Origin of the sequence: Chthonomonas sp., from assembly GCA_016788115.1 — a bacterium.
Taxonomy (GTDB): Bacteria; Armatimonadota; Fimbriimonadia; order Fimbriimonadales; family Fimbriimonadaceae; genus UBA2391.
In genome coordinates, this window is record JAEURR010000003.1 from 225,473 (window position 1) to 244,100 (window position 18,628).

At 61.3% G+C, this 18,628-nt stretch carries 20 protein-coding genes; 3 read left to right on the forward strand and 17 right to left on the reverse strand.

Annotated elements, in window-relative coordinates; translation table 11 throughout:
• Window positions 1-91 precede the first annotated feature (91 nt).
• The 11 genes from JNM85_01320 to JNM85_01370 all read right to left on the reverse strand — a co-directional run bounded on the left by JNM85_01320 (window position 92) and on the right by JNM85_01370 (window position 9,739).
• Window positions 92-397 (reverse strand): hypothetical protein, encoded by a 306-nt coding sequence (locus JNM85_01320; GenBank protein MBL8086692.1) that lies wholly within the window; start codon window positions 395-397, stop codon window positions 92-94.
• Entirely contained in the window at window positions 394-810 is a 417-nt protein-coding gene (locus JNM85_01325) for a hypothetical protein (protein ID MBL8086693.1), read from the reverse strand. Before JNM85_01325 ends, JNM85_01320 begins: the two co-directional genes overlap by 4 nt.
• Complete coding sequence (locus JNM85_01330) at window positions 795-1,070, reverse strand: hypothetical protein (GenBank protein ID MBL8086694.1); 276 nt, start codon at window positions 1,068-1,070, stop codon at window positions 795-797. The genes JNM85_01325 and JNM85_01330 overlap by 16 nt, the downstream gene beginning before the upstream one ends.
• The gene (locus JNM85_01335) at window positions 1,067-1,297 is read right to left on the reverse strand and encodes a hypothetical protein (GenBank protein MBL8086695.1); all 231 of its coding nucleotides are present in this window, start codon (window positions 1,295-1,297) and stop codon (window positions 1,067-1,069) included. The genes JNM85_01330 and JNM85_01335 overlap by 4 nt, the downstream gene beginning before the upstream one ends.
• Window positions 1,297-2,232: a Mu-like prophage major head subunit gpT family protein gene (locus JNM85_01340; GenBank protein ID MBL8086696.1), complete on the reverse strand. Its 936-nt coding sequence runs from the start codon at window positions 2,230-2,232 to the stop codon at window positions 1,297-1,299. Before JNM85_01340 ends, JNM85_01335 begins: the two co-directional genes overlap by 1 nt.
• Window positions 2,233-2,259: 27 nt before the next feature.
• The gene (locus JNM85_01345; protein MBL8086697.1) at window positions 2,260-2,700 is read right to left on the reverse strand and encodes a hypothetical protein; all 441 of its coding nucleotides are present in this window, start codon (window positions 2,698-2,700) and stop codon (window positions 2,260-2,262) included.
• 10 nt (window positions 2,701-2,710) lie between these two features.
• Window positions 2,711-3,496, reverse strand: coding sequence for a hypothetical protein (locus tag JNM85_01350; protein MBL8086698.1), 786 nt, complete (start codon window positions 3,494-3,496; stop codon window positions 2,711-2,713).
• Between the two features lie 58 nt (window positions 3,497-3,554).
• Window positions 3,555-4,964, reverse strand: coding sequence for a pyruvate kinase (gene pyk, locus JNM85_01355; GenBank protein ID MBL8086699.1), 1,410 nt, complete (start codon window positions 4,962-4,964; stop codon window positions 3,555-3,557).
• A gap of 44 nt (window positions 4,965-5,008) precedes the next feature.
• On the reverse strand, window positions 5,009-6,475 hold the full coding sequence (gene purF / locus JNM85_01360; GenBank protein MBL8086700.1) for an amidophosphoribosyltransferase: 1,467 nt from the start codon (window positions 6,473-6,475) through the stop codon (window positions 5,009-5,011).
• On the reverse strand, window positions 6,472-7,788 hold the full coding sequence (locus JNM85_01365; protein ID MBL8086701.1) for an adenylosuccinate synthase: 1,317 nt from the start codon (window positions 7,786-7,788) through the stop codon (window positions 6,472-6,474). The genes purF and JNM85_01365 overlap by 4 nt, the downstream gene beginning before the upstream one ends.
• Window positions 7,789-8,212: 424 nt before the next feature.
• Entirely contained in the window at window positions 8,213-9,739 is a 1,527-nt protein-coding gene (locus JNM85_01370) for an MFS transporter (protein MBL8086702.1), read from the reverse strand.
• 62 nt (window positions 9,740-9,801) lie between these two features.
• Here JNM85_01370 and rimO point away from each other — a divergent pair, with 62 nt between their 5' ends.
• Entirely contained in the window at window positions 9,802-11,187 is a 1,386-nt protein-coding gene (rimO, locus tag JNM85_01375; protein MBL8086703.1) for a 30S ribosomal protein S12 methylthiotransferase RimO, read from the forward strand.
• Here rimO and JNM85_01380 read toward each other — a convergent pair.
• The 4 genes from JNM85_01380 to JNM85_01395 are packed head-to-tail and all read right to left on the reverse strand — an operon-like array spanning window position 11,184 to window position 14,802.
• The gene (locus tag JNM85_01380; protein MBL8086704.1) at window positions 11,184-12,437 is read right to left on the reverse strand and encodes a hypothetical protein; all 1,254 of its coding nucleotides are present in this window, start codon (window positions 12,435-12,437) and stop codon (window positions 11,184-11,186) included. The two genes, rimO and JNM85_01380, sit on opposite strands and share 4 nt — an antisense overlap.
• Window positions 12,421-13,317, reverse strand: coding sequence for a phosphoribosylaminoimidazolesuccinocarboxamide synthase (locus tag JNM85_01385; GenBank protein ID MBL8086705.1), 897 nt, complete (start codon window positions 13,315-13,317; stop codon window positions 12,421-12,423). The genes JNM85_01380 and JNM85_01385 overlap by 17 nt, the downstream gene beginning before the upstream one ends.
• 20 nt (window positions 13,318-13,337) lie before the next feature.
• The gene (locus JNM85_01390; GenBank protein MBL8086706.1) at window positions 13,338-13,889 is read right to left on the reverse strand and encodes a hypothetical protein; all 552 of its coding nucleotides are present in this window, start codon (window positions 13,887-13,889) and stop codon (window positions 13,338-13,340) included.
• 19 nt (window positions 13,890-13,908) lie between these two features.
• Window positions 13,909-14,802 carry an alpha/beta fold hydrolase gene (locus JNM85_01395; protein ID MBL8086707.1) on the reverse strand — a complete coding sequence of 298 codons (894 nt, stop codon included), beginning with the start codon at window positions 14,800-14,802 and terminating at the stop codon, window positions 13,909-13,911.
• 56 nt (window positions 14,803-14,858) lie between these two features.
• On the opposite strand from JNM85_01395, the gene JNM85_01400 reads away from it, so the two are divergent.
• Window positions 14,859-15,230 (forward strand): RNA-binding protein, encoded by a 372-nt coding sequence (locus JNM85_01400; protein ID MBL8086708.1) that lies wholly within the window; start codon window positions 14,859-14,861, stop codon window positions 15,228-15,230.
• Here JNM85_01400 and JNM85_01405 read toward each other — a convergent pair.
• Complete coding sequence (locus JNM85_01405; protein ID MBL8086709.1) at window positions 15,227-16,306, reverse strand: DUF5009 domain-containing protein; 1,080 nt, start codon at window positions 16,304-16,306, stop codon at window positions 15,227-15,229. The two genes, JNM85_01400 and JNM85_01405, sit on opposite strands and share 4 nt — an antisense overlap.
• A gap of 27 nt (window positions 16,307-16,333) precedes the next feature.
• Here JNM85_01405 and JNM85_01410 point away from each other — a divergent pair, with 27 nt between their 5' ends.
• Window positions 16,334-17,338, forward strand: a complete 1,005-nt coding sequence (locus JNM85_01410) for a polysaccharide deacetylase family protein (protein ID MBL8086710.1) — start codon at window positions 16,334-16,336, stop codon at window positions 17,336-17,338.
• 115 nt (window positions 17,339-17,453) lie between these two features.
• Here the strand turns inward: JNM85_01410 and ftsZ are convergent, their stop codons facing one another.
• Entirely contained in the window at window positions 17,454-18,578 is a 1,125-nt protein-coding gene (ftsZ, locus tag JNM85_01415) for a cell division protein FtsZ (GenBank protein MBL8086711.1), read from the reverse strand.
• Between the last annotated feature and the right edge of the window lie 50 nt (window positions 18,579-18,628).

Here is an 18,628-nt window from a genome sequence, read left to right on the forward strand (position 1 = left end):
TTGAGTATTACGCCGTTGCTGGCACAGAGGGTTGAGTTTCTCAAGAGAATAGGCCGAAATTCTTAAGAATCTGAACCTCCTGGGAGTTGCGTCATACGGCGACAAGGATCTTCATGACCGTTTCTCCACGGTAGCGCAGGTCCACCACACGCTGAACGGCGTACGCCAACCCATCAATGTCGAGGGTATCGCCGGGACTGCCCGGACTCCCCTCCGGGACGTACACCGTCATGAACGGGCGGCTCGTCGTGACTCCCAACTCGGAGTCAGGCAAGTAGATACGCGCTTGCGAGGTCGAGATCGGCACCGCCACCGCAGTGGCGGGCTGTCCTCCCACAGTGATCGACTCGCCGTGCTGCTCGATCACCTTTTTGAACCGCCGTTGCACCGCGCTCATGGGGCCACCGCCCCTTGCTTGTCCTTGGCCATGAGCACTGCGGCCGTCCGAGCGAATTCTGGATCGGCGCGCAAGAAGGGCGACAATCGTGCCCAACCTTGCTCGCGCATCGCGCGGACATCGTCGTGAAGGTCCTTCGCGGTGACCTGTAGCGCACCCACGTTCATTCCGTCAAAGAGCCCAGGAACCCGGATCAGCACCGCGAGCATGTCGGCGGTCACGAGTTCAAGAGCTGCCAAGTTCAGGGTCGACTGCAGCCCCGAGTTCCCCGTGTCCGCCACATAGACGGGCTCGATGGCGTAGTTCAACACCGGGACCCAAGCACTGATCAGTCCATTGATCTCGCTCACGTACTCGGCGGACTCAAGCGAGAGCCGCTGCTGGACTGCGGCAACGCTTACGGAGACTCCCACGGGTCACCTCCGGACGAGAATTGTGCGCGCATCGCGTCGGCCCATCGGCGTAGAACCACATTCACTTCCACCATGCCCGCCTGAAGCGACTCCAGCGCCGCCCCCAAACGATCGTACTGGTGTCCCTGACGCTCCACGAGCCGGTCCAGGAACTCCATCATCTGCTCGGCGGAGGCACGCTGCTGAATGAGACTCAGACGTGCGATGGCGAATGTCGCGCTCACCACCGCACCAAGAAACAGCCACAGGTCTTTGCTCATAGCGCGACCCCTAACGCCCGCGCCAGCGCCATCGTCCTTGCACGCAGCGTCTCCAACTCTCGCCGGAGGGCCGCGAGCTTCGCTTGCACCTCCGGGTCGTTTCGGGCCGTGGCGGCGAGGTCCGTGGCCGATCGCTCAACGGCCTGAAGCTGGGCCACCGCCTGAGCCACCGCCGACCAGGCGCTTCCCGAGGCACCTCGACAGATCCGATCCCATAGGCCGCGCATCAAATCTGTCCTCCGAATGCGGTTTGCCAGAGGCCCAGCCCAACGTTGTACCGCGCCCGAACTCCGTACAAGAAACGATCGCGCATGAACGCCGACTCGCTTTTGGAACTGGCGTCCAGTGCTGCAAACTCCACGGGCACATCGGACCGCTGCTGCAAGATCACCGCACGAATCGGACGTTTTGTATCAAGCAAGTACCAGTAGTCGTCGGCGCCTCCCGTCAGATAGGGCGAAACAACGACCTTGACCTTCCCCTGGAACGCATTCAGATAGTTGGTCGCGCTTGCGGTGTCGGTAGCGTTACCCTTGTACACCACTACCGGGCTGTCCACGATCTCCGACGCTAGCCACTGGAGCTTTGGACCAACAACGAGCGTATCGGGCACGATCCCCAGCGGAATTCCCTGGTCGTCCGGAACCGTCATCATCTGGTTAATAGCGTCGGCGAGCGCATTGGTGGAGAGCGCCAAACTGGTCCTATTGGACCAAGTGCTTCCACCCACCGGGTGCTGACCCGAGAACAGCGACACTCCATCGTAGCCCGCTGCGTCGAACCCTGAAACCAGCGCTTGGATGACCATGTGATGCCGATGCTGCGCCACGCGGTATGCCAGATCCCGAATCCGCAGTCGGATCAGATCAATCTGATCGTCCTCAATCGCCTTTCGCTCAACCGCAATGGTCGATTCGAAGACCTTGTCCTCGATGCTGACCGCGTACGCACTGAGTCCGGAAGGACGACGTTCGTCCACGAACTCGCGCATCGGCGGGGTCGAACCCAGCCACGCATACTTTTGCACCGGAGTCGAAGTGTGGATCACAGTGGCGATCCGCTGGGCGATGCTCTCGTCCACTTCACTGCGGTACGCCGATTCAAACTCTGCCCTCAAACCTGGCAATAGCAGGTCGGGGATGTCACTTCTAGTAAGAGCCATAGACCCTCCTTGAGTCTAACCAAATGGTTAAACCGAATAATTGTCGATGCGAACGCGGACCCCGGCGAATCCAGCCGACGAGGTTTCGAGCGCCACGAGCGTGCCGATCTTGTAGTTGTTGGTGAGGCCAGTGGTCACCACCTGGACTTCCCAGTCAGTGTTCACATAGGCCTCCTTGCCGAGATCGGCGACGGCCGGTGAGAAGCCGGACGCGGGCTTGAAGACAAACGAGCCGGTCTTGGTGACCGTGATCTGTTTGTCACCGGCGGCGCCCGCAAGGTTGTCCACCGTCTCATTGGCCACGCCCACAAACTTGAGCGACGCGGTCCCATGCGCCATCGGCACAGCATAGCCCGACGTATTGAGCCCGACGAGGGCCCCTTTAAAGATTCGAGTCGCCGCAGTCTTGTACGCGACGACGAGGCCGGGGCGTTCGAACGCCTCGTACCCTTGGGTGAGTTGAGCCATATGGCCTCCTTCAGTGTTGATCGCGCTTGCGCTTTGCGATCGTGTTCAAGTCCATTTCGGGGAAGTACCGGCGATAGAACGCGGCTTCCTCGGGGTCAAGGTCCGTGGCAGGCGCACCGGATGCGCCCGGAGCGACCTCATGAAACGCCGCATGGGGCGGCTGCCGCTCGATCATCGCGATGAGCAGATCACGGAGGGCGGTCGGCTGACCACCAAATTCGACCGCATCACCGGATCGTAGCAGTGCCTTGGCGAATGCGGCCTGCGAAGGGATCAACTTCCCCTCCTTCAGCCACTGGTCAATCTGTCGATCGGTCTCCGAGTCATTCCCGCGCTTGCGCGCTCGGTCGTACTCGGCTTGCCAATCGACACTCTCGAGCCCGCCGGTGAACCACACGTCCTCCGCAGAGAAAAGCTTGGCGTCGGGGATGCGCGGCACGCTGACGAGGCTGACCTCGCGGATGTTCGTCATGTCGTTTGAGAGGCCGAGGGACAGCGACTTCGCTCCCGAACGCTCAATGAGCGCATTGGCCTCGGGCGTGAGCTGGACGAGCCCGAAGAGCTCCTCCCCTTCCGCACTCACCTGGGTCAGGAACCCGAGTTCCAGCGGTGAGCGAGCATGTTCGATGAGCACGGGGACGGGGTCTCTGAACGTACCCTCTAGCGTCTGCAGCGTCTCCTGGGTGATCGTCACGCCCTTGTCAAGAAACACGCCCGTCTGAAACAGCTTGGCCCGACGGGAGATCCAGTCTTCGCGCGCCACAAACTCCGGCGGCAAATCGTGGGATTTAGGCATTCATCGTTCCTCCATTGTTAGGATCGTTGAATAGGTGTTAAAGCAGACAAACGTCAACTCATTTGACGGTTTCGACGTAAATCAGATTCGTGTTTCCGACCTGCCCGGCAGGGACCCCCGCGGTCACGATGATGGTGTCTCCAACCTTTAGTTTTTTGTGCCGGATGAAGGCGTTGACCGCCGCGTGCATGACCTCATCGGTTGAGGGCGGAAGATCGACGCGTACGGTCTCGACGCCCCATTGGATGCTGAGGTGGGCCTTCGTTCGGTCGTTCCAAGTGGCGCAGTAGATGGGACACTTAGGCCGGAACCGACTCACCATTCTCGGCGTGAGACCGCTCGTGCTCGTGGTCACGATCGCCTTGGCCCGGACGGTTTGAGCAAGCTGGACGGCCCCGTGTGCGACCGCCTCGGTCAAGAGCTCGGCACCTTGTGCCGTCGGCTGCCATTCTCGCAGACGCTCGGCGTGGTCAAATGCGGCTTCAGCCTTTTCCGCGATGCGGTGCATCGTGCGCACGGCTTCGATCGGGTAGGCCCCCGCCGCAGTTTCGCCGCTCAGCATCACCGCGTCGGTGCCGTCCAAGATCGCATTGGCGATATCGGTGGCTTCGGCCCGTGTAGGCCGAGCGTTGGTAATCATGCTTTCCAGCATCTGGGTGGCGGTGATGACCGGCTTGCCAGCGCGATTGCAGCGCGCAATGATGTGCTTCTGAGCCATTGGCACGTCCTCCAGATCCATCTGCAACCCGAGGTCGCCGCGTGCGACCATAATCAGGTCGGCCACCTTCAAGATGTCGTCGATATCCCGAAGCGCCTCTTTCGTCTCGATTTTTGCGCACAACCGGATGCTTGGATCGTACTGATCGACCAAGCGTCGCAGCTCGCGCAGATCCGCGGCATGCCGGACGTAGCTGAGCGCAATGAAGTCGACATTGGCCTTGGCCGCTTCGTACACGTCCTCGCGGTCTTTGTCGGTGAGCGCAGGGACGGCGAACGCTCGATTCACCAGGGTAATTCCTTGTCGCGACTTGATCCGCCCGCCGTTGACGACCTTGGCTTCAAACTGCTCACCCGACCTGGAACCGATCTTGAGCTCAACGTCGCCGTCGCCCATGAGCACGCGCGCGCCGGATTGCATCGCTTCGAAAATCTCATCGCCGGGCACCTGGATGATCGAGCCCGGCTCGCGCCCCACAGTCAGGGACTGTCCGGCGTGGACATCGATCCCGCCCCCCTCAAACGTGCCGATGCGGAACTTCGGGCCTTGAAGGTCGGCCAGCAAAGCGATATGCCGCGTCTCGGTGTCGTGCTTCCGGATCCAGTCCACCCACTGGTGTTTGGCGCTCCAATCGCCGTGGCTGCAGTTGAGCCGCGCGACGTTCATCCCCGCGTCGACCAGGTTTGAGATGTGCCCTTGGGAGTCCACCGCGGGGCCGAGTGTGCATACGATCTTGGTGCGACGCTTCATGCTAATGGGATTTTCGGTTCACCGCCCCGATCCTTCGAGTTATCTTACCGACTGTGGAATGTCGCGATCTGTCCGACATCGGGTGGCTGCTCGAACGCGAGCTTGGTTATCTGCTCGGGAACAGGGATCGGATACTCGCCGCTGAAGCAAGCCAGACAAAAGTGATTCTCGTCACGTCCGGCCGCCCGCACCGCACCCGGAATGCTCAGATAACCTAAAGAACTCGCCCCGATGTGCGTACAAATCTCATCGATCGTCATGATCGCTGCGGCCAGTTCGCCCTTGCTCGCCATGTCGATCCCGTAGAAGCACGGGTGTTTGATGGGCGGCGCGGTGATCCGCACATGGACTTCCTTGGCACCCGCCTCGAAGAGCATCCGCACGATCTGCTTCGTGGTCGTCGCGCGCACGATCGAATCGTCCACGAGGATCACTCGCTTCCCCGCGATGTGATCGACCAAGGGAGTCAGCTTCATGCGCACGCCGAGCTCGCGCATCCGCTGGTCGGGCTGAATGAACGTGCGGTGGATGTACCGACTCTTGGTCATCCCTTCGCAGAATGGGATTCCTGATTTCCGGCTGTAGCCAAGCGCAGCCGGAATCCCGGAGTCGGGCACAGGGATCACCACATCGGCATCGACGGCGTGTTCCTCAGCCAGATTCTCGCCCATCCGCCCGCGCACGCTGTAGAGCAATTCGCCGTACATGCGGCTGTCGGGCCGCGCAAAGTAGATGAATTCGAAGAGGCACATTGCCGGGCGCACGGGAGGAGCACCTTGGGCAAACCGCATCCCTTGCGCATCGATGATCACCATTTCCCCGGGGCCAAGCTCATGCGTCACTTGCCCCCCAATCGGGTTGAAAGCGCACGACTCGCTCGCGATCATGTAGCCGTCGCCGAGCGTGCCTGCTGACAGAGGTCGAATCCCGTTAGGATCGCGGAAGCCCATGATCCGATCAGGTGTCAGGACGGTCACGCTGTAAGCACCTTTCAGCAATCGCATCACCGTCGCGACTGCATGCTCCGGCCCTTGGTCCAAGTGCAGAACGATGAGCCGCGCGATGACCTCGCTGTCCGCCGTGGTCTCCAGTTCGATTCCATCGGCTAGCAACTGCTCCCTGATTTCGCCCGCGTTGATGAGGTTACCGTTGTGCGCGACGGCGATCTCTCCCACCAGGCTCTGGCAGTAGATCGGCTGGGCATTGCGCAAAACACTTGCGCCGCTCGTGGAGTATCGAGTGTGACCGATGGCGATGTGCCCGGGCATGCGTGCCAATGTCTCTTCGTTGAAGACCTGGCTGACCAGGCCCATCCCCTTCTCCATGTGAACCGTCTCGCCGTCGCTCACCGCGATCCCGGCAGACTCCTGGCCGCGATGCTGTAGGGCAAAGAGGGCAAAGAATGCAAGACGAGCCGCCTCGTCATGCGGCGTAAAGAGTCCGAGTACGCCGCACTCTTCCTTCAGTCGATCGTCGTCTAGGTCGTGCGGCACCACCGTAGTGTAACTCAAACCCCTGCCGCTGCGACCGGTTGCGGGCCCCAGATCAAGTCGGGACGCAGGAGAATGGTTTGTTCCCGATCCGGGCCGACGCTCAGGACCGCGATAGGAGTCTCGCAGAAGTCTTCGATGAACCTCAAGTACCGTCGAGTCGCCTCCGGCAGGTGCTCCAACTTTCGCGCTGACTGGAGATCGCCGTCCCAACCGTCCATGGGCTGGAGTTGCGCCTCGACTCGGGCGAGGTCCGCGACGTCCGCAGGCAAGAACGGGACATCGGCCCCATCAAGCTTGTAGCCAGTGGCCACTTGCAGCGGTCCAATGCCACTCAAAACGTCCAGCCTCGTGACGATCAAGCCGCTCATTGAGTTGAGCCGGCAGCTTTGCCGCAGCGCGACCAAGTCGAGCCAGCCGCAACGCCGCCCACGTCCAGTCGTCGTTCCGTACTCGTGGCCCTGCGCCCGGATCTGCTCGCCGGTCGCGTCGTCCAGTTCCGTAGGGAATGGCCCGCTCCCGACGCGCGTCGCGTACGCCTTGCAGACCCCCAGTACGTTTTGGATATCGCGCGGCCCGATGCCCGTCCCCAGACAAGCTCCCGCAGACGTCGGATGGCTGCTGGTCACGTACGGGTACGTCCCGTGATCCAGATCCAAGAAGGTCCCTTGGGCCCCCTCGAACAGGATCCGGTCGCCACGCTTGACCGCCTCCTGCAAGTCCCAGTCCGTGTCGCACACGAACGGCCGTAGACGGTCGGCGTACGCGCTGTATTCGGCATAGACTTCCTCGAAATCCAGCGACTCGCTCCCAAACATCCCTAGCAGCCGGTTCTTCACCGCCATCACATCGCGCAACCGCTCGCGGAAATGCTCGGGATTGACGAACTCGCCCATCCGGATGCCGATGCGGGCGACCTTGTCTTGGTAGGCCGGGCCGATCCCGCGCGAGGTCGTGCCGATCTTGTTCGCGCCACGAGCCTCCTCTTCCAACTGGTCCAGCAACCGATGGTAGGGAAAAACAACGTGGGCAGCCGAGCTGATCTTCAGCGTTCCGAGAGGTTGCGAAATCGCCGCCGTTCGGTCGTACTCTTCGAGAAGTCCTCGGGGGCAAATGACCATGCCGCTGCCGAGGACTGCGGTGCAGTCGGGGTGCAAGATGCCCGCCGGGAGCAGGTGAAACTTGTAAACTTGATCCCCAACGATGACCGTGTGCCCGGCGTTGTTGCCACCGCTGTAGCGGACGACGACGTGGGATTCCGATCCCAGCCAATCGACCATTTTTCCTTTAGCTTCATCGCCCCATTGGGCACCGACGATCACGAGGGTGGGCATGAGTAGTGTGGTTCTCCAGGGGGCCTCTGGCCCTGTGAAGGATACCTTCGGACAAGGAAAGGCCCTACGCAGACTGGCCGCGCAGGGCTCAATTCACCCCAAAATACTCTCCAAGCGCTATATGCCCCAGAGTAGTCGGGCTTCAAGCCCGAATCCGCTATCCAGCAGACTCGGACGCTATGGGAATGGTACAAGCGTCCGCCCGAAGCATTTCCAAGCGCAGGCAAAACGGATGAGGCAATGAAAGGAGCAATTGCCAGAAAGGAACAGCATGGTGCTGAAGGTCCTCAAGCCGAATACCAACGCTGGCTGCATCCCAGCCAGAACATTTGTGTATCCATCTTAATGCAAACCCGGACCAGATGACAAGGAAAATGTGACAAGATCGTTCGCCGATGCTTGCCACGCGTTACAAATCTCGCATTTATGCGGGGTCCCCCGGATGCACCGAGTCGTGCCGGATCAAACACGTCCCCACGAGCAAGGTCATCACGGCAATTGCGATCGGATAACCCAGTCCCGCTAGGTTCTGTTTCGTGCTTGTCTGCAGGTAGGTCGCGATGACGGGCACCAGCCCGCCGAAGACCCCGTTGCCGAGGTGATACGGCAGCGACATGGACGTATAGCGGATGCGTGTCGGGAACATCTCGACGAGAAACGCGGCAATGGGGCCGTACACCATCGTCACGAAAACAACTTGTATGAAAATCAGTGCGCCCAGCGTAATACAAACCGCGAGTGGTGGCTGAATCTCCACCTTTGCTTTCTCCTTGGGCAAGGCACGATGCGGCTCGTCGGGGGTCACTGGCGTCTTGGTCGTCCGCACCAAGCCGTTCGACCATCGCTCGGTCTTCTGCTCCACCCCGATCACCTGTTTTGTGACCGGATCGACGGCCCGATCCACTTTGAATTCGGTCCCCGCAACACCGACTTCGATCTTTGCGGGCGCAACCTGCAACAGCATCGCTTGATAGATCGGAATGTAGAGCAGAGCGGCCAGCGCGCACCCGAACATCATGATCTTCAGCCGTCCGACCCGGTCAGACAGCCGACCAAACACCACGAAGAGCGGCGTCGCCAGCAAGAGAGCAACCGCCACGATCATGTTGACCGTCATAGGGCGGATCATCATGACCTTCTCCAGGAACGTCATAGCGTAGAACTGCCCGGTGTACCAAACCACTCCCTGCCCCGCAGTCGCCCCAAACAGCGCGAGCAGCACCAAGCGGCGGTTCTCCGGCTGGACAAAGCTCTCGCGTAACGGGTTCTTGCTCGTCGTCCCGGCTGCCTTGATGTCCGCGAAGAGAGGAGACTCCTCCATGCGACGCCGGATCAGGTAGCTGACAAACACCAGCACCGCGCTCAGCAGGAACGGGATGCGCCAACCCCATTGCCCAAAGGCCGCTTCACCCAGCGACACCCGCGTGATGAGAATGACCGCCAGTGAGACGAACAACCCCAAGGTCGCCGTCGTCTGAATGTAGCTCGTGAAGTGGCCCCGCTGCCCCACAGGCGAGTGCTCGGCGACGTACGTTGCCGCACCGCCGTATTCGCCCCCCAGCGCCAGACCCTGGAGCAGTCTCAACAACACCAGCACTACCGGCGCGGCAACCCCGAGCGTCTCGTAGGTCGGCAGCAAGCCGATCACGCACGTGGACGCACCCATCATCACGAGCGTGAGCAGGAACGTAACTTTGCGCCCGACGAGATCGCCCATCCGACCGAAGACCAGCGCCCCAAAGGGCCTCACGACGAAGCCCGCGCCGAAGGTCGCCAAAACGCTCAGAAAGGCCGCGGTCTCATTCCCCTTCGGAAAGAAGTTCGCCGCCAAGATCGTCGCCAGCGCACCGAACAGATAGAAGTCGTACCACTCAATCAGCGTCCCCGCGGACGAAGCGAGAATCACGCGCCGCAGATTGCGTCGCTCGTCGGGTGCTAGCACGGCAGACATGGGCCATTTTGCGCATGCAGCCGCATCCTGCGCAACGCTAGAGGCCGGTCATAATCAAGTTCATGCCGGAAAAACCCAAGAACGCGCGCATTATCACCCTCGGATGCGCCAAGAACGAGGTCGATAGCGAGGAAATCGCGGGCGTCCTCCGCCAGTCCGGCATGGGAGTGGACGGATCTGCCGCCAACCCCGAAGTCACGATCATCAACACCTGCGGATTCCTGGAGTCCAGCAAGCAAGAATCGATCGAGGCGATCAAGAAGGCGGTACGGACGAAGGGACACGGCAAGGTGATCGTCGCAGGCTGCCTCGCCCAGCGGCTGGGCGAAGAACTCGTCCGACTGGCCCCCGGCGCGGACGCCTACATCGGTGTGGGTCAGATGGGCCGCTTCAGTGAGATCGTCGCAAACACGCTCGTCGCCTCGGCACCAATTCTTGAAGTTGAACCGCCACACCACCGCTGGGCCGACGTTACCACCCGAGCCCGCACCGGGCGACCTTGGTCCGCCTATCTCAAGGTGAGCGAGGGGTGCGACCACCAGTGCACGTTTTGCACCATCCCGAGTTTCCGCGGCAAGCACCAAAGCAAGCCGATGGAACGGGTTCTGGAAGAGGCCCGGCACCTCGCCCGCACGGGAGCGCGCGAGATAAACCTCATCGCCCAAGATGTCACCCAGTACGGCTACGACCTATACCGCAAGTTCACGCTCCCGACGCTCCTGAAAGAGCTCGACGCGATCGATGGCATCGAGTGGACCCGTCTGCTGTACTTTTATCCGAATCGCCTCACTGACGAGGTGATCGAGGCGATGGCCGGGCTCAAATCGGTCGTGCCCTACATCGACATCCCGTTGCAGCACGTCCACCCTGACACCCTGCGCCGCATGAAGCGGCCCTGGGAAGGCGAACGCTACCTCCAAGTTTTTGAGAAAGTCCGCCACGCGATGCCCGACGTCGCGATCCGAACCACCTACATCGTCGGCTTCCCCGGCGAGACGGAGGAAGAGTTCAAGGCTCTGCTCGATTTCACCCGTGAGGCTCGGCTCGACCGGGTCGGAGCGTTCCTCTTCTCGCGCGAACCCGGCACCCCCAGCTACGATATGCCCGGTCAGGTGCCGACCAAGGTGAAGCGGGATCGCTACGACAGGCTCATGCGGCTGCAGCAAGTGATCTCCCGCGAGAAGAACCGAGCGTGGGAGGGCCGAAACCTACGAGTGCTCATCGAAGAGGGACGCGACGGGTGGAGCGCCGCCCGCTCGCATCGAGATGCGCCCGAAATCGACGGCTGGGTCTACGTCCAAGGCGAGCACACCCCAGGGCTGTTCATGGATGTGACCGTCACGGAAGGGACAGATTACGACCTGATGGCCGTTCCCATCGGCACCGCACCCGTAAACAAGCGACCCCTCACCAGCTTGCGCATGGCCAAACCACGCCCGCCGGTCTAGCTGCCGAGCGCCTCCAAGATCGCCTGTGCGTACCGCTGACTCGCACCAAGGTTCGCTTGCACAAGCGCCGAGGCGCGAGCCCCGAGTTCTGCCCGTTCATCGGGACCGTTTAACCATTTGGTTAACATGCTCGCCAACTCTGCTGGAGTCGCGCACGCGTGAGCACAGCCTGCCGCTCCCGCCATCGCCGAGACCTCGGCGAAATTCTGCATGTGCACGCCATGCAACACCGGCACTCCGGCCGCCAGAGGCTGGATTAGATTCTGCCCGCCCAGGTTCGCGAAGCCCCCACCGATGATGGCCACGTCGGCAATGGAGTACGCAGCCGACAGTTCTCCAAACGTGTCCAGGATCAACTGCGGCCCCCGTTCACCCTTGGACCGCAATGCGACCTTGCCAAACTGCGCGCGGGTCTTCTCCGCCAGCTGAACCGCCGCCTCCAGGTGGCGCGGGGCATGCACGATCCGCACCCCGGTCAGGTCGACGCTCCGCAGCGCCTCCAGTACGAAATCCTCGTCCTCGGTCCCCCGCGTCGATCCGATCACCACGACCCGTTCCCCGGGCTGTAACCCAAGAATGTCGCGCCACTGCTCGCGCGCGCCCGGTGGCACCATCGCGCCTTGGTCAAACTTGCAATTTCCCAGGACCCGCACCTCGCGCGCACCCAGGTCCCGAATCCGCTGGGCATCGACCTCCGTCTGCACCAGCGCCTGATCGAGGCTCTGAAATAGCGCACGGTAGTAGCCCCGGACCTTGATTGATCGTGGGTACGCCCGGTCCGAGATCCGCCCATTCAGCAGCAGAGTCTTCGCGCCCAGGTCCTTCGCCATGCACAGGAAGTTCAACCACAGTTCCGTCTCCATCACGGCGACCACGTTCGGTCGCACACGCATGAGCGAAGCGAGGACGAATCGCGGCACATCAATCGGAAAGTAAATGAGTCGATCGTAGAGCTCTGCGGCCTGCGACTGCGCAGTCGAGTGTCCGCTCGAAGTCGTCACGCTCAGGACAATCTCCGGGGGGTTGGCGTTGGCCCGCAGCGCCTTGAGAATCGGAAGCGCGGCGACCACCTCGCCAACCGACACGGCGTGGAACCACACCCTCCGCTTGGAAGCAGGCAGCGAAAAAGGGAGATTCCCTGTGCGCTCCTGCCAATCTGGCCCGTCTGCACGCCTACGAGCGCGCATCAACATCCACGGCACCCAAAGCGGCGAAAGCAGCGTCAGCAGCAGGTTATAGAGTAGCCGCATCCAACTCCCGGCCCACGATCCGCCGGAAGGCCTCCAGGTACTTTGCGCGCGTCTGACTCACGACGTGGTCAGGCAGCTCTGGCCCGGGCGGAGTTTTCGCCCAGCCGATCGACTCCAGATAGTCACGTAGGAACTGCTTGTCAAAGCTTGGCTGCGCTCCACCGGGTTTCCAAAGGCTGGCCTCCCAGTACCGCGAGCTGTCGGGGGTCAGCGCCTCATCGATCAGGATCAGTCCATCCTCGGTTAGACCGAATTCAAACTTGGTATCGGCCAGAATCAGCCCTTGCCTTTCAGCGTGGTCGCGAGCCCGGATATACAGTTCCAGCGTCCAATCCCGAGCCTGCTCCGCGACCTCACGCCCCACTGTATCAACCATTTGGTTAAAAGAGATGTTCTCATCATGTCCGCTCATCGCTTTGGTTGAAGGGGTGAAGATCGGATCCGCGAGTCGGGAACCGTCAAGTAGGCCCTGAGGCAATCCCGCAATCGCTGTCTGTCCCGCGCGATACTCCTTGTAAAGCGAGCCCGTGATGTAGCCCCGCACGACGCACTCTACGGGCAACGGAGTCGCCTTACGGGCAATCGTCGTCCGCCCGATCAGAGGCTCTGCGCTCTGCGGCACCCGCGCGCGGATCTCGCGCTCCGAGGAGGCGATGACGTGGTTGGGGCAGATGTCGTGCAAGCGGTCGAACCAGAAAAGTGACATCTGGTTCAGGATGCGCCCCTTGTCGGGCACCCCGGTCTGCATGATCACGTCAAACGCCGAGATGCGGTCAGTCGACACAATCAGAACCTCGCTGCCCAGATCGTAGACCTCGCGGACCTTGCCGCTACGGGGTTCCGGCAAGCCCGCGAGGGCCGCCCCAGAGAGCATCACCATGCTCCCATTATGTCAGTCCGTCAGGGTTGATCGGAGAATTGCGCCCGCTGGAGCGCCCGCAGGTCCTCGTAGCGCCGGATCTGTTCCTCGATCTCCTCGCAGTTCGCGTCTGCGTACGCAATCGCGGCGGTCAGATCGGCTTCGCGTACGGAGGGGAAATGCTCAGGCAGCGCTCCAAAAGAGCCCAGGCGTCGATGCTCCCGCACGAGTTCCCAGACCGCCAAGCCCGAGTCTGCGAGCCGGGCAAATCCATGGTCGTCGTCGGCTCTCAGCACGGCGCATTGTCCTCGGCCCTGTTGCCGTAGTCGTACCATGCGACCGATGACCTCTTCCTCCGAGACCCGGAGCACGCCCGCGGCTTCGGTGACGGTGATGTCCTCGTGCGCGACCGCCGACAAGGTGAGTTCCTCCAGCACATCGGGCTCAGAGGCGAAGAACCGTTCGAGGATCGTGGCGAGGTGGTCGGGGGCGGTTCGACTCAGAAGCATCAAGTGCCCCAACTGCCAATGTAGATGCGTGGTTTCCATAAAGGTCTCTTGGAACTCGCGGACCACGCTGTCCGCAACTTCCACATTCTTAAGTATGACTACGCTAAGACGGTTGAAGTTCGTCGGCAGATGCTTGCGGTAGGAAAGAATAGTCGGTCAAAAACTTGTCCATCGCCGCGTAATACTGCTCCGGATGGACCCAGCGACCCTCGGCATGCTGGCACCCTTCGAACCAAACAAGTTCACCCCGCGAACCCAAAACGTTGAAGTTTCGACTCGCCTGGCTGGGATCGGCCAACGTATCGTGGGTCCCGTGCAGGAGCAAAATGGGCAGTTCCCCCGCCGCTTCGAGCGCGTGGGCGACATCGACGTCCTTCGGGGAGAACTTGAGCATCAGCCGCGCCACCAGTGGGGTTGGCCACAAGAAAATCGACAGCCACTTGCCTCCGACGAACACCCACCAACCCGAAACCGCGTCCAGCAGCCGCGAGAACGCGGAGTCAAGAATGAGCCCATGCACTACGCCTCGGCGATCGAGCGTCGCAAACGCACACGCCGCCGCGCCCATACTTGAGCCCCACAGTAGCACGCGTCCTTCGGGCACCTTCGCCTTCACCCAGTCGATCGCAGACTCCACATCGGCCCGCTCGTGCCAGCCAAATCCGCACCGCTTCCCTCCGCTTCGGCCGTGGGCCCGCAGATCGATGCACAGCGTACTGAAGCCGCGCTTCCAGAACCAGTGCGCCACCGCGGCCGATTCGGACCGGTTCATCATGTAGCCGTGGACAAGAATGACCACGTCCAGTGCACCGGGAGTCTCGCTCCACCACCCGCGCAGCATGATCCCGTCCGGATTCTGAAACTCGACCGATTCCTGGGGTGCGCCAAGTGCTCCGGGCGAGTGGAATATGGGAATGCGATACGGCCGGATGCTGACCAAGACGGCCACCACCTGAATCGCAACATACAGCAAGATCGCAACGACTACCCAAATCATCCGTCAGACACCTGAAGATCCGACCGTCGGTTGGCTACAATAGTTTCGGACCCAACATGCTAGCCCTTAACTTCTACTCCGAGATCTACGAAGACATTTTGCACAAGGGGCGAAAGACTGCAACAATTCGACTCGGCGACAAAAGCGATAAGTATCGCGCGGGCGAAATCATCTGGATTACGGTTGGCCCCCGCTACGGAACGAAGCGCAAGCTCTACACGGGCGTCATTGACCGTGTCGAAGTCAAGCCCATCATGGAGCTGTCACCCCGCGATATCGAGCGAGAGAACCCCGAGTTTCGCAACCAAGACGATGTGATCGGCTTGCTCGGTCGTGTTTACCAGGAGTTCGTAACTCCCGCGCACACCGTCACCGTGGTGTACTTCTCGAAAATCGAGGAAGGCTCGGCGTCCGACTGGAAGCTCTAAGCCTTCAGGAAGAGCTTACGCTGGTAGAACCACGCGAAGAGTAGCCAAAACGCTCCGATGTACCCCGCAGTGTACATGCTGCCGCCCCAGATCGGCCCGAACCACAACTTCAGCCACTCCAGGGCCGCTGCGTGCATCTCGGCTCGTCCCGATGGACTCGGGAGCGTCCACGCTTTGAACCACAGCAGCTTCACGAGAATGGGCAGGACGTACGCAAGCAAGGCGTTGGAGCCGAAGTACACCCAGACACGCGCCCCCTCCGCCTGCGCAGAACGATGTCGCTCCCACGATCCATCAAACCAGGCGAAAAACCCCGCCAGGACGACCAGCCCGAGCCCACCCGACATGAGGATGTAAGATGGCGTCCAAACGGGCTTGTTGTAGGGCAACCAGAAATTCCACAGTGCGCCCGCCAGCATCAGCGCCGCCCCACGCGTCACCAGCCACCGAAGCTTCTCTGGGAAATCTAAGTCCTCGCGCCGCACGACCCCCGCCGCCCATGCGCCGATCACCACGAGCGGGGCGGTCGGAATCACCGATGTTAACCCTTTGAGGCGGGTGACCTCAAAGAAGCTCAGTGAGTTCAGCCAATTGAAGACGTTCGCTCCCTCCTCGAACGCGGGGCCGCCGGGGAACGGTGTGAGGCTGGCAAACAGCCCGTAACCCACGAGTAATCCCCCGCACAGGATGGCTTGCGTCCGCGGGCGCAAACGGCAAATGAATGACCCCGCAACGAATGCCAGCGCGATAAGTTGAAGGACGCCCAGAGTGAAGACCGGTTTCTTCTCCAGCGCACTGCTCAGCACCAACCCCCAGAAGAAAATCACCGCCCCGCGCTTCCAGATGCGACGCACTAAATCCCGCTCGGTAAACCCTCGCTTTACTGCCGCCGCCTCTGCGAAGGGGATGCTCAGCCCCACACACAAGAGGAACCACGGAAAGACCAGATCGGCGATTCGCATCCCCTGATTCCAGGGGCCATGCATGAGCTGGTCGGGGGTGTAGACGTCCAGTGCGATGTTGTTCACGAGGAGCATCAGTACGATGTTGAACCCCCGGAAAACATCAAGGGACAACAATCTTACCGAAGGTATGATCTCCTTTTGAGCGGTCAACATCGACGGCTCTCCGGCAGCGTCGCCGGAACCCCCATGATCCCCGTGCTGTTGCATGGATTGGTCCACCGTATGCGCAAGATTACACCCGCCGCGAGCCTCAAGCTCTGCACTCTGAGCATTTCGCTCACAGTGACGGTTGTTGCGCATGCCTCCATGGGACCCTGGGCCGCCTGGCTAAGCTCCCGCTCTGTCCAGATCGAGGACGGTCAGGTCGTCGACCGGTCGCACTTCCCCGTGGACAGAACTGGCACCATGTTGCCACTCAAGAATCTTGCGGTCATGCAACGCTCAGACCCGTATTGGATCAGTGCGAAGCGTGAATTTGAAGCCCCCCGACCCGCGACGGATGCGCGCACCGAGCCCCGAATATGGGTCATTTATGGCGGACCCACGGGCGCAAAGAAGATCGCCCTGACGTTCGACGACGGCCCCAAGGAGCCCAACAACTCCGAGACCCTCGCCGCGCTCCGCGCGGTCAACGTACGCGCAACATTCTTTCTTGTCGGCAAGATGGTACGCCGCTACCCGGAGGGGGCACGCGCGATCGCGGTCGCCGGACACGAAATCGCCAACCACAGTTTCAGCCACGCCACGCTCAGCCAAGTGTCGTACGAGGATGCCTCGGTCGACTACATGGCCGCCAACCTAGCGATCCGAGATGCGTGCGGCGTGACCCCCGTCTGGTGCCGCCCACCCGGTGGCAAGCGTGACCACGCGGTCTACCGGGCAGCTAGCCGAGCAGGCCTCAAGACGGCGCTGTGGACGAGCGACCCGCTCGACTTTCAACAGCCTGCGCAAGACGTGCTCCTGGGTCGCATGGTGCGGGACCTACAGCCTGGCGCGGTCTACTTGCTACACAACGGAGCACGACAGACGTTCGCGGTGCTGCCCGACTTCGTCCGAATAGCCCACGAGCAAGGCTACGAATTTGTCACTTTGAGTGAGCTTTTCTCAGAAGGCAAACCATCTGCCGCTAGCGCAAGGCCATAATCACCCCTGTTGAACACAAAAAAATGCCCCGCCACTTTTGGGCGGGGCTAGTGTTGGACCAGTACGTTGCGTTCAAAAGACGTGATTCATCGGATGGCGAGGGGGCAACAGCCCCTCAGCTTCCGAGCTTCTGCCTCCGCAAGAAGGTCGGGATGTCCAAGTCGATCTCGTCCATCGTAATCGGCGGAGGAGCCGAGGTCATCCCCGAAGCGACCGGTGCAACCCGGACTTCCGAGCGGACGGCACCCGCGTTCCCCATGAAGACCTGAGGATCAAGCTGCTGCGCACCTTCGGGCATGCCCGCTGCGAGCACCGTGATGAAGACTTCGTCGTGCTCGGTCTCCTTGGTCACGTGGCCCATGAAGATTTCCGCATCTTCCAGGTCGGCGTATTGTTGCAGATACTCCATCGCTTCGTGCGCTTCGCCGATGCTGAAGTTCTTGCCCGCGGTGATGTTCACCAGCAGTTTCTTTGCGCCGTAGATGCTGGTCTCCAGCAAGGGGCTATTCGCGGCAGTCTGCGCGGCCAACCGCGCGCGCTGCTCGCCCATACCTCGCCCCATACCCATGAGCGCCACTCCGGCTTCGCGCAGCACCGTGCACACGTCGGCAAAGTCCACGTTGATGAGACCGGGCAGCAAGATGATGTCACTGATCCCCTGGACGCCCTGGCGCAGTACGTCATCCGCGGCGGCAAAGGCCTGCTGCATCGTCGTGCGCTTGTCCACCACGTTCAGCAACCGGTCGTTCGGCACCGTGATCATGGTGTCGACTTCGGCGCGCAGTCGTTCGGCTCCGTCCGCGGCGAGCTTTCGTCGGCGAGGGCCCTCGAAGAGGAACGGCTTGGTGACGACGCCGACGGTCAGAATCCCCTTCTCGCGCGCCATCTTGGCGACGATGGGTGCACCACCGGTGCCTGTACCACCGCCCATACCGGCCGTGATGAAGACCATGTCGGTATCGGCGAGGATCTCGGCGATTGCCTTCTCACTCTCATGGGCCGCAGCGGCACCCACGCTGGGATCACCGCCCGCACCAAGGCCGCGAGTTGCCTTCTCACCGATCTGAAGTTTCACACCCGCCTGGCTGCTATCCAGCGCCTGGGCGTCTGTGTTGAGGCTGACGAACTGAACACCACTTACGTTCTCGGCAATCATGCGGTTCACGGCGTTGCCGCCTGCCCCGCCAATGCCGATCACCTTAATGGTGGCCTGCATATCAAAGAGGTTAATCGCTTGCATATTTTCCTGGTCCTGCATAATATTCGCGTCCATACAAAGTTCAAATAAAT

Bases quoted from the DNA above. Each gene is read 5' to 3' on its own strand.
- JNM85_01320 (MBL8086692.1), bottom strand. From the start codon at position 397: ATGAGCGCGGTGCAACGGCGGTTCAAAAAGGTGATCGAGCAGCACGGC.
- JNM85_01330 (MBL8086694.1), bottom strand. From the start codon at position 1,070: ATGAGCAAAGACCTGTGGCTGTTTCTTGGTGCGGTGGTGAGCGCGACA.
- JNM85_01335 (MBL8086695.1), bottom strand. From the start codon at position 1,297: ATGCGCGGCCTATGGGATCGGATCTGTCGAGGTGCCTCGGGAAGCGCC.
- JNM85_01340 (MBL8086696.1), bottom strand. From the start codon at position 2,232: ATGGCTCTTACTAGAAGTGACATCCCCGACCTGCTATTGCCAGGTTTG.
- JNM85_01345 (MBL8086697.1), bottom strand. From the start codon at position 2,700: ATGGCTCAACTCACCCAAGGGTACGAGGCGTTCGAACGCCCCGGCCTC.
- JNM85_01350 (MBL8086698.1), bottom strand. From the start codon at position 3,496: ATGCCTAAATCCCACGATTTGCCGCCGGAGTTTGTGGCGCGCGAAGAC.
- pyk (MBL8086699.1), bottom strand. From the start codon at position 4,964: ATGAAGCGTCGCACCAAGATCGTATGCACACTCGGCCCCGCGGTGGAC.
- JNM85_01365 (MBL8086701.1), bottom strand. From the start codon at position 7,788: ATGCCCACCCTCGTGATCGTCGGTGCCCAATGGGGCGATGAAGCTAAA.
- JNM85_01370 (MBL8086702.1), bottom strand. From the start codon at position 9,739: ATGTCTGCCGTGCTAGCACCCGACGAGCGACGCAATCTGCGGCGCGTG.
- rimO (MBL8086703.1), top strand. From the start codon at position 9,802: ATGCCGGAAAAACCCAAGAACGCGCGCATTATCACCCTCGGATGCGCC.
- JNM85_01380 (MBL8086704.1), bottom strand. From the start codon at position 12,437: ATGCGGCTACTCTATAACCTGCTGCTGACGCTGCTTTCGCCGCTTTGG.
- JNM85_01385 (MBL8086705.1), bottom strand. From the start codon at position 13,317: ATGGTGATGCTCTCTGGGGCGGCCCTCGCGGGCTTGCCGGAACCCCGT.
- JNM85_01395 (MBL8086707.1), bottom strand. From the start codon at position 14,802: ATGATTTGGGTAGTCGTTGCGATCTTGCTGTATGTTGCGATTCAGGTG.
- JNM85_01400 (MBL8086708.1), top strand. From the start codon at position 14,859: ATGCTAGCCCTTAACTTCTACTCCGAGATCTACGAAGACATTTTGCAC.
- ftsZ (MBL8086711.1), bottom strand. From the start codon at position 18,578: ATGCAAGCGATTAACCTCTTTGATATGCAGGCCACCATTAAGGTGATC.